Source organism: Pseudomonas sp. NPDC089534 (assembly GCF_044749305.1).
Taxonomy (GTDB): Bacteria; Pseudomonadota; Gammaproteobacteria; order Pseudomonadales; family Pseudomonadaceae; genus Aquipseudomonas; species Aquipseudomonas ekonensis.
This window is the reverse complement of the sequence record NZ_JBIVHR010000150.1, coordinates 1-8,600: the sequence shown is the minus strand read 5'-3', so window position 1 is coordinate 8,600 and position 8,600 is coordinate 1. Positions and strand designations below refer to the sequence as shown.

The following is an 8,600-nucleotide window of genomic DNA, read 5'->3' as shown; positions in this document are numbered from 1 at the left end:
GGCGGAATTTCCGGTTGAAAAAGGATGACGTGAAACATGCACGGCTCCGAAGGTAAAGATGACGCGCATTCTACGCCGCCAGCGGATCCGCGTTCGAAACTATTCCCGCGGGTGATGGGGTCGCTGGCGATTTTCGGCGTGATGGTCGGCCTGATGATCGGTCGCCTGACCACGCCCGACCCGAGCGTGCTGCAGCAGGTCGAGGTGATCGACGGCGGGCTGGTGGTGTGGTTCAACAACGAGCCGAAGCTGCACGGCGAGGTCGTCGACGGCTCGCTGGCGCTGCTGTTCGGGGCCGAGGGCAAAGCGCAGAAGGGGCAGCTCAAGCTCAACGGCAAGGACGTGAACTGGCGCACACGGCTGAGCGACGGCGGCCTGCTGCTGACCCTGGTGGCGGCCCGGCCGCTGCAGGGCGACTGGGCCGCCAGCGAGGTCGATGACCGCTGGCGGCTGGAGATCCACCTGCACGAGCAATAAAAGAGGGAATCCCCGGCCTGCCTGTACCAAGGTTCCCGAAAGGGGCGGGCCGTTCGCCAAGGCGAAGGCCCGGTGCAAAGAAGGAACCCCTGACCTGCCTGTATCAAGGGCCCCAAAGCGGCAGGATCCGACGCGATGGCGGTGCGGATCCGTGTTAAAGAGGGGAATCCCCGGCCTGCCTGTACCAAGGTCCCCGAAACCGGGTGGGTGAATCGAATCACCTGAGGGGGTATTTGCAGGGGGCGTGCCAGGTTTACTTGTCTTGAAACAAAATAATCGCGACAGAAGCTGAAAGCCCCGGAATCCGGGGCTTTTGCGTTCTTGGGGATGGAATGCCGGGCGTTGCCCGGCTGAAAAGGAAGCGGCTGGCCCTGCGCGGTTGCGGGTCAGGGTGCATCGTTGCGGTGCACGTCGGGCCGAAAAGCGTCGCGGGCAGGCTCGTGCCTACAGGGTCATGCATTTCACCTGTAGGCGCGAGCCTGCCCGCGATGGATTGGTCCGGCAGCGAAGGTCAGGAGGCTGGGTCAGCCCTCATCCCCCTCATCTTCATCCCCGCCGTCGACCTTCATCCCCAGCTCCTTGATCTTGCGCGTCAGGGTATTGCGCCCCCAGCCGAGCAGGACGGCGGCATCGCGGCGGCGGCCGGCGGTGTGCTTCAGCGCGGTCTCGATCATGATCCGCTCGAACGCCGGCACGGCGCTGTCCAGCAGGCTCGACTGGCCCCGGGCCAGGGCCTGGTCCGCCCATTGGCGCAGGGCCTGCTCCCAGTTGGTCACCGGTGCCGAATCCTGCGGCAGGCTCAGCAGCTCCGGCGGCAGGTCGCTGATGTGCACTTCGCGTCCGGAGGCCATCACCGTGATCCAGCGGCAGGTGTTCTCCAACTGGCGCACGTTGCCCGGCCACGGCAGGTTCTTGAGGTACTCCTCGGTTTCGTTCTTGAGCAGCTTCGGCTCCACCGCCAGTTCCTGCGCGGCGCGGCTGAGGAAGTGCCGGGCCAGGGTCGGAATGTCTTCGCGTCGGTCCGACAGGCGCGGAATGTGGATGCGGATCACGTTGAGGCGGTGGAACAGGTCTTCGCGGAACTTGCCGGCGTGCACCAGGGTTTCCAGGTTCTGGTGGGTCGCGGCGATGATCCGCACATCGACCTTGACCGGCACGTGGCCGCCGACGCGGTAGAACTCGCCGTCGGCCAATACCCGCAGCAGGCGGGTCTGGGTGTCGGCCGGCATGTCGCCGATCTCGTCGAGGAACAGCGTGCCGCCGTCGGCCTGCTCGAAGCGCCCGCGGCGCAGGTTCGCCGCGCCGGTGAACGCGCCTTTCTCATGGCCGAACAGCTCGGACTCCATCAGGTCCTTGGGGATCGCCGCCATGTTCAGGGCGATGAACGGCGCCGCCGCACGGGGGCTGTGGCGATGCAGCGCATGGGCCACCAGCTCTTTGCCGGTGCCGGATTCGCCGTTGATCAGGACGGTGATGTTGGAGTGGCTCAGGCGGCCGATGGCGCGGAACACCTCCTGCATCGCCGGCGCTTCGCCGATGATCTCCGGGGTGCGGGTCAGCGACGGCGCGACTTCCAGGCCTTGCTGCTCCTGGGCGTGCTGGTTGGCGCGCTTGACCAGCGACACCGCCTCGTCGACGTCGAACGGCTTGGGCAGGTACTCGAACGCGCCGCCCTGGTAGGAGGCGACGGCGCTGTCCAGGTCGGAGTGGGCGGTCATGATGATGACCGGCAGGCGCGGGTGCTGCTCGCGGATCCGCGCCAGCAGGTCCAGGCCGCTGGCGCCGGGCATGCGGATGTCGGAAATGATCACGTCCGGCTGCTGGCGCGCCAGGCGGCTCATCACGCCGTCGGCGCTGTCGAAGCTCTGGGTGGTCATGCCTTCCTGTTGCAGGGCTTTCTCGAGGACCCAGCGGATAGAACGGTCGTCATCGACGATCCACACGGTTTCACTACGGCTCATGTCGATGTGGCTCCTTGTTCCAGTGGCAGAAAGATCGAGAACGTGGTGTGGCCGGGGTGGCTGTCGCACTCGATCAGGCCCTGGTGCTGGCTGATGATGTTCTGGGTGATGGCCAGGCCCAGCCCGGTGCCGTCCGGGCGGCCGCTGACCATGGGAAAGAAAATGGTTTCCTGGAGTTCCGCCGGGATGCCGGGGCCGTTGTCGATGATCTCGATCTTGGTCACCAGGCGGTGGCGGACGTGGCCGATGGTGAACTGGCGCATGGTGCGCGTGCGCAGGGTGATGCGGCCCAGGCGCAGCTCGTTCTGGCTGCTGATCGCCTGCATGGCGTTGCGCACGATGTTCAGCACCGCCTGGATCATCTGCTCGCGGTCGATCAGGACATCGGGAATGCTCGGGTCGTAGTCGCGCACCAGCGTGATGCAGCCCTGGCTCTCGGCCTCGACCAGCTGGCTGACCCGCTCCAGCACCTCGTGGACGTTGCACAGCGCCAGCGACGGCAGCTTGTTGGAGCCGAGCATCCGGTCCACCAGATTGCGCAGGCGGTCGGCCTCTTCGATGATCACGTTGGTGTAGTCGCGCAGGCTGTCTTCCGGCAGCTCGCGGGCCAGCAACTGGGCGGCGCCGCGGATGCCGCCGAGGGGGTTCTTGATCTCGTGGGCGAGGCCGCGCACCAGCATCTTGCTGGTTTCCTGCTTGGACAGCTGGGCCTCTTCCTTGGTGATCCGCAGCAGGCGGTCGCGGGGGTGGACTTCCAGCAGCAACAGGGTCGTGCCGTTGCTCAGGATCGGCGTCACCGCGTAGTCCACCGTCAGGGTCTGGCCGGTGAGGGCGGTGAGCATCGCTTCGCGCTTGGTGAACGGATGCGCCTGCTCCACCGCCTGGCGCAGCGAGTTGAGCGCCTCGGTGGATTCGGTGAACAGCTCGCTGATGAACTGGCCATGGCTGCGCTGGCCGCTGGTGGCCAGCAGCATCTCGGCCGCCGGGTTCATGTACTCGAGGCGCAGTTCGTCGTCGAGCAGGATGGTGGCGGTGGTCAGGTTGTCGAGCAACAAGCGATGCAGTGCGTCACTGATGGTCATGAGGACCTCTTTTGGAGCATGGCGCGCGCATGAGTACAGCGCTGATGCGGGGAAAATGCAAAAACCAAACCAAGGCTCCGAAAAGAAGCGTCCGATGCCTGAAACGGGCGTTTGACGCTCGTTTGCGTGGCATTCCGCCCGTGCCGGCGGGAAGAATCGAACCAAAATGGGTTGGAATGTGAGTACGGTGCAACTTGCTGCACCAATATAGTGCACAGCGCTGCGCGGCGTTAGAAGAACCGCAGGAAGGGGTTTTTTGGTTCGACGGGTTTGTCCTTGAGCGGGCATTCGGGGCGCACGCCGTAATCGTCCTTCGCGCAGGGCTTGACCTGGCGCTTCTGCGCCAGGGAAATCCGCTGCATGTGGAACGGCTGGTTGGCGGTGCGCTCGACGGTGCGGCCCTGGCCGTCGAGTATCTCCACCGACAGGTTGTGGCTGCCGCGGTCGATGTTGCTCAGCGGGAACACCGGGCTCGGGCCGGGTTCGCCGGTGGGCTGGCCGTCCAGCAGCAGGCGGTAGCGGTGGCCCGGTTGCAGGCCGGGCTCGCTGGTGACGCTGACGATCAGCTCGCCGGCGCTGCTGCGGATGGTCGCGTCCGGCTCCGGGATCAGCACCCGCAGCATGTCGTAGCGGAACAGCGGCGGCTCCGGCACCTGGCCTTTCATGCCGGTGGACGTCGCGCCGACCGGCGTGGCGGGCATGCGGTTGCTGGTGGTCAGCTGGATCCTTTTGGCGTTGCTGCGCGGTTGATCGGTGTAGACGCGGTTGCCCTGGGCGTCGATGTAGGTGAACACCTCGGCCGACGCGCCGAACGCGACCAGCATCAGGAGAAGGGCGAGCAGTGCGCGGCTCATGGCTTGTGCACCCGCTGCACGCTGAAGCTCACCGGCGGGCTCTGCTGGACCACCGACTGGCCGTCGATCACCTGCACCGCGAGGCGATGCTCGCCCCGGTCCACGTTCACCAGTTGCAGGGTCGGCAGGTTGCTGGGCTGGCCATAGGGTTCGTCATCGAGCAGCAGCCGCAACTGATGCGGCGGCTTCAGGCGCGGCTTGATCAGCACGCCCACGGTGAAGGTGCCGTTGTTGGCGCGCAGGGCCTCTTCGGTGGGCAGGCCGGTCAGCTCCAGGGTTTCGTAGGTGCTGCGGGCGGGTTCGCGCGTGTCCGCATCCGCGGGAGGTGCGGCGGGCGGCTGGGTTGCGACCCGGTTGAGCGGCGGCAGCTCCACCGGCTGCGACGGCACGCCCTCCGGCGCATGGTCGCTGTAGACCGTGTGGCCGTTGGCGTCGGTGTACTTGTAGATCTGCGCGGCGGCGGGCAGGGCGATCAGCAGCAAGAGATAAAGGCAGGTGCGACCCATGGCATCGACCGGATTCGAAAGCGATGGGGTGCAGCATAGGCCAGTCGCGGCGGTAGGCCCAACCCGGGACATATCCTGGCGCAATTCCGTGTGGGAGCGAGCCTGCTTTGCGAAGGCGTCGTGTCAGTCGACCCTCAGTGGCCGACACTCCGCTATCGCGGGCAAGCCCGCTCCCACAGGGTTGTGCGGTATCCCCAGTCCCTGCATTCACTGGGAGCCAGCCTGCTGGCGATGGCGTCAGTCAGGACACCACAGATCCTGGGCAAGTCAGTTGCTCCCGCATCAGTCCCGGTCGCTCATAAACCGTGCATGCACCACGAAACCTGTGGGAGCGGGCTTGCCCGCGATGGCGTCAGTCAAGACGCCGCAGGGCAGGGTCAAGGCAGTTGCTTGCGCAGGGGGCGGCATCGGCAAAAAAACGGGCAACAAAAAAAGGCCTCCCGAAGGAGGCCTCTCTTGTGTCGCGCCGCGCGGGGCGGCGCCACCGGATCAGCAGCTGTAGTACAGCTCATATTCCAGTGGGTGCACGAAGGTGCGAACCTTGATTTCCTCTTCGGACTTCAGCGCGATGTAGGCGTCGATGAAGTCGTCGGAGAACACGCCGCCCTTGGTCAGGAACGCGCGGCCCTTGTCCAGCTCTTCCAGGGCTTCCTTCAGGCTGCCGCACACCTGCGGGATCTCTTTCGCCTCTTCAGGCGGCAGGTCGTACAGGTTCTTGTCGGCGGCGTCGCCTGGGTGGATCTTGTTCTGGATGCCGTCCAGGCCGGCCATCAGCAGTGCTGCGAAAGCCAGGTACGGGTTGGCGGCCGGATCCGGGAAACGGGCTTCGATACGACGGCCGCGAGGGCTGTTGACGTAAGGAATGCGGATCGAGGCGGAACGGTTGCGGGCCGAGTAGGCCAGCATCACCGGGGCTTCGAAGCCTGGCACCAGACGCTTGTAGGAGTTGGTGGCCGGGTTGGTGAAGCCGTTCAGGGCCTTGCCGTGCTTGATGATGCCGCCGATGAAGTACAGGGCGGTGTCGGACAGGCCGGCATAGCCTTCGCCGGCGAAGGTGTTCTTGCCGTCTTTGGCGATGGACATGTGCACGTGCATGCCCGAGCCGTTGTCGCCGTACAGCGGCTTCGGCATGAAGGTCGCGGTGCGGCCGTAGGCGTCGGCAACGTTGTGCACGACGTATTTCAGGGTCTGAACTTCGTCAGCTTTTTTCACCAGGGTGTTGAACTTGACACCGATTTCGTTCTGGCCGGCGGTCGCCACTTCGTGGTGGTGGACTTCGACGGTCTGGCCCATTTCTTCCAGGGCGTTGCACATGGCGGTGCGGATTTCGTGGTCGTGGTCGAACGGCGGAACCGGGAAGTAGCCGCCCTTGATGCCCGGACGGTGGCCCTTGTTGCCGCCTTCCACGTCCTGGTCGGACATCCACGAGCCTTGCTCGGAGTAGATCTTGAACATCGAGCCGGAGATGTCGGACTTGAACTTCACTTCGTCGAAGATGAAGAACTCAGGCTCTGGACCTGCGAACACGGTGTCGCCAATGCCGGTGGACTTCAGGTATTCCTCGGCGCGGCGGGCGATGGCGCGCGGGTCGCGGTCGTAGCCTTGCATGGTCGAAGGTTCGATGATGTCGCACACCAGGATCAGGGTCGGCTCTTCGGTGAACGGATCCAGGACGGCGGTTTCGTCGTCCGGCATCAGGATCATGTCGGAGGCTTCGATGCCTTTCCAGCCAGCGATGGAGGAGCCGTCGAACATCTTGCCGACTTCGAAGAAGTCATCTTCCAGCGCATCGCGAGCTGGCATGGTCACGTGGTGCTGAGTGCCTTTGGTGTCCGTGAAGCGCAGATCAATCCACTTGACGTCATGATCTTTGATGAGTTGAACCGACTTCGACATAGTGTCCTCCGGGTGGCTTAGGGCGGGTAGTGGATGCCCTTATATATTGGTGATGCCGGCGCGAATACTCTGCCAAGGCAACCTGCCTCACAAGGGAGCAAATTGCATGCCAGTGCCCCAGCATGGGTTTTTTGCCCCAAATTCACGCTTATAAAGGTGCAAGGCGCCGAAACGGCGACAATCCCGCCCTCTAATGTAGCGTCTGAATCCAAAAATGACCTGTTTTGGTGCATGCAAAACCTTCTGCACATTAACTGGTTAAACCTTGAGCAATTTCCGCTATAATCCGCGCCCCACTTTTTCCGGCTGGCGTTGCGCGCGCAGTTTTCATGAAACTAATCGTAAAAGTCTTCCCTGAGATCACCATCAAGAGCCGCCCTGTCCGGATGCGATTCATCCGTCAGCTGGCCAAGAACATCCGTGCCGTGCTCCGCGATCTGGATCCGGCCGTGGTGGTGAACGGCGTGTGGGACAACCTCGAGCTGGAAACCCGCGTCACCGATCCGAAGGCCCTGAAGGAGATGGGCGAGCGCCTGAGCTGCATGCCGGGCATCGCGCACTTCCTGCAGATCGACGAGTACCCGCTGGGCGACTTCGACGACATCGTCGAGAAGTGCAAGCAGCACTACGGCGATGCGCTGGCCGGCAAGATCTTTTCGGTGCGCTGCAAGCGCGCGGGCAAGCACCCGTTCAGCTCGATCGACGTCGAGAAGTACGTCGGCAGCCAGCTGCGCCGTCAGTGCGGCGCCGCCGGGATCGACCTGAAGAAGCCTGAAGTCGAAGTGCGCATCGAAGTGCGCGACCAACGGTTGTTCGTCATCCACGGCCAGCACAACGGCATCGGCGGCTACCCGCTCGGCGCCCTGGAGCAGACCCTGGTGCTGATGTCCGGCGGCTTCGACTCCACCGTGGCGGCCTACCAGATCATGCGCCGCGGCCTGATGGGGCACTTCTGCTTCTTCAACCTGGGCGGCCGTGCCCACGAATTGGGCGTGATGGAAGTCGCGCATTTCATCTGGAAGAAGTACGGCAGCTCGCAACGCGTGTTATTTGTCAGTGTGCCGTTCGAGGAAGTGCTGGGCGAGATCCTCGGCAAGGTCGACGACAGCCACATGGGCGTGGTGCTCAAGCGCATGATGGTGCGGGCCGCGTCGAGCATCGCCGACCGCCTGCACATCGACGCGCTGGTCACCGGCGAGGCGATCTCCCAGGTGTCGAGCCAGACCCTGCCGAACCTGTCGGTGATCGACTGCGTCACCGAGAAACTGATCCTGCGTCCGCTGATCGCCAGCCACAAGCAGGACATCATCGACACGGCCGACGTCATCGGCACCGGCGACTTCGCCCGGCACATGCCGGAATACTGCGGGGTCATTTCGGTCAACCCGAAGACCGCCGCCAAGCGTTACCGGGTCGAGCACGAAGAGAAAGAATTCGACATGGCGGTGCTCGAGCGTGCGCTCGAGAACGCCAGGCTGGTGCCGATCGATCGGGTGATCGACGAATTGGGCCAGGACTTGCAGATCGAAGAAGTCGGCGAAGCGCTGGCCGGCCAGATCGTCCTCGACATCCGTCACCCGGATGCCGCCGAGGACGAGCCGCTGGAGCTTCCCGGCGTAGAGGTACAGACGATGCCGTTCTACGCGGTGAACGCTCGTTTCAAGGAACTGGACCCAACCCGCCAGTACCTGCTGTATTGCGACAAAGGCGTGATGAGTCGCCTGCATGCCCACCATCTGCTCAGTGAGGGGCATGCCAATGTGCGCGTTTATCGACCGAGCTAAGTGCCCGGGGCTGTTTGCCTGTGGCCTGAGTCACAGGCCC

Annotated in this window: 7 protein-coding genes; 2 read left to right on the top strand and 5 right to left on the bottom strand. The window is 64.1% G+C overall.

The window, feature by feature from the left end; genetic code table 11:
- The first annotated feature begins 36 nt into the window (after positions 1–36).
- Positions 37–477: a hypothetical protein gene (locus ACIP0B_RS27150; RefSeq protein WP_400838004.1), complete on the top strand. Its 441-nt coding sequence runs from the start codon at positions 37–39 to the stop codon at positions 475–477.
- Between the two features lie 524 nt (positions 478–1,001).
- On the opposite strand, the gene ntrC is transcribed toward ACIP0B_RS27150, so the two are convergent.
- From ntrC to glnA, 5 genes are all read right to left on the bottom strand, one after another.
- A complete protein-coding gene (gene ntrC / locus ACIP0B_RS27145; protein ID WP_400838001.1) occupies positions 1,002–2,438 on the bottom strand; it encodes a nitrogen regulation protein NR(I) in 1,437 nt (478 codons plus the stop codon).
- The gene (glnL, locus tag ACIP0B_RS27140; protein ID WP_400837998.1) at positions 2,435–3,520 is read right to left on the bottom strand and encodes a nitrogen regulation protein NR(II); all 1,086 of its coding nucleotides are present in this window, start codon (positions 3,518–3,520) and stop codon (positions 2,435–2,437) included. Before glnL ends, ntrC begins: the two co-directional genes overlap by 4 nt.
- A gap of 230 nt (positions 3,521–3,750) precedes the next feature.
- Positions 3,751–4,374, bottom strand: a complete 624-nt coding sequence (locus tag ACIP0B_RS27135; protein WP_400837995.1) for a DUF4124 domain-containing protein — start codon at positions 4,372–4,374, stop codon at positions 3,751–3,753.
- Positions 4,371–4,880: a DUF4124 domain-containing protein gene (locus tag ACIP0B_RS27130; protein ID WP_400837992.1), complete on the bottom strand. Its 510-nt coding sequence runs from the start codon at positions 4,878–4,880 to the stop codon at positions 4,371–4,373. The genes ACIP0B_RS27135 and ACIP0B_RS27130 overlap by 4 nt, the downstream gene beginning before the upstream one ends.
- 489 nt (positions 4,881–5,369) lie before the next feature.
- Positions 5,370–6,776, bottom strand: a complete 1,407-nt coding sequence (gene glnA, locus ACIP0B_RS27125) for a glutamate--ammonia ligase (RefSeq protein WP_085581796.1) — start codon at positions 6,774–6,776, stop codon at positions 5,370–5,372.
- Between the two features lie 329 nt (positions 6,777–7,105).
- Here glnA and thiI point away from each other — a divergent pair, with 329 nt between their 5' ends.
- Complete coding sequence (thiI, locus tag ACIP0B_RS27120) at positions 7,106–8,560, top strand: tRNA uracil 4-sulfurtransferase ThiI (RefSeq protein WP_400837989.1); 1,455 nt, start codon at positions 7,106–7,108, stop codon at positions 8,558–8,560.
- The last annotated feature ends 40 nt before the right edge of the window (positions 8,561–8,600 follow it).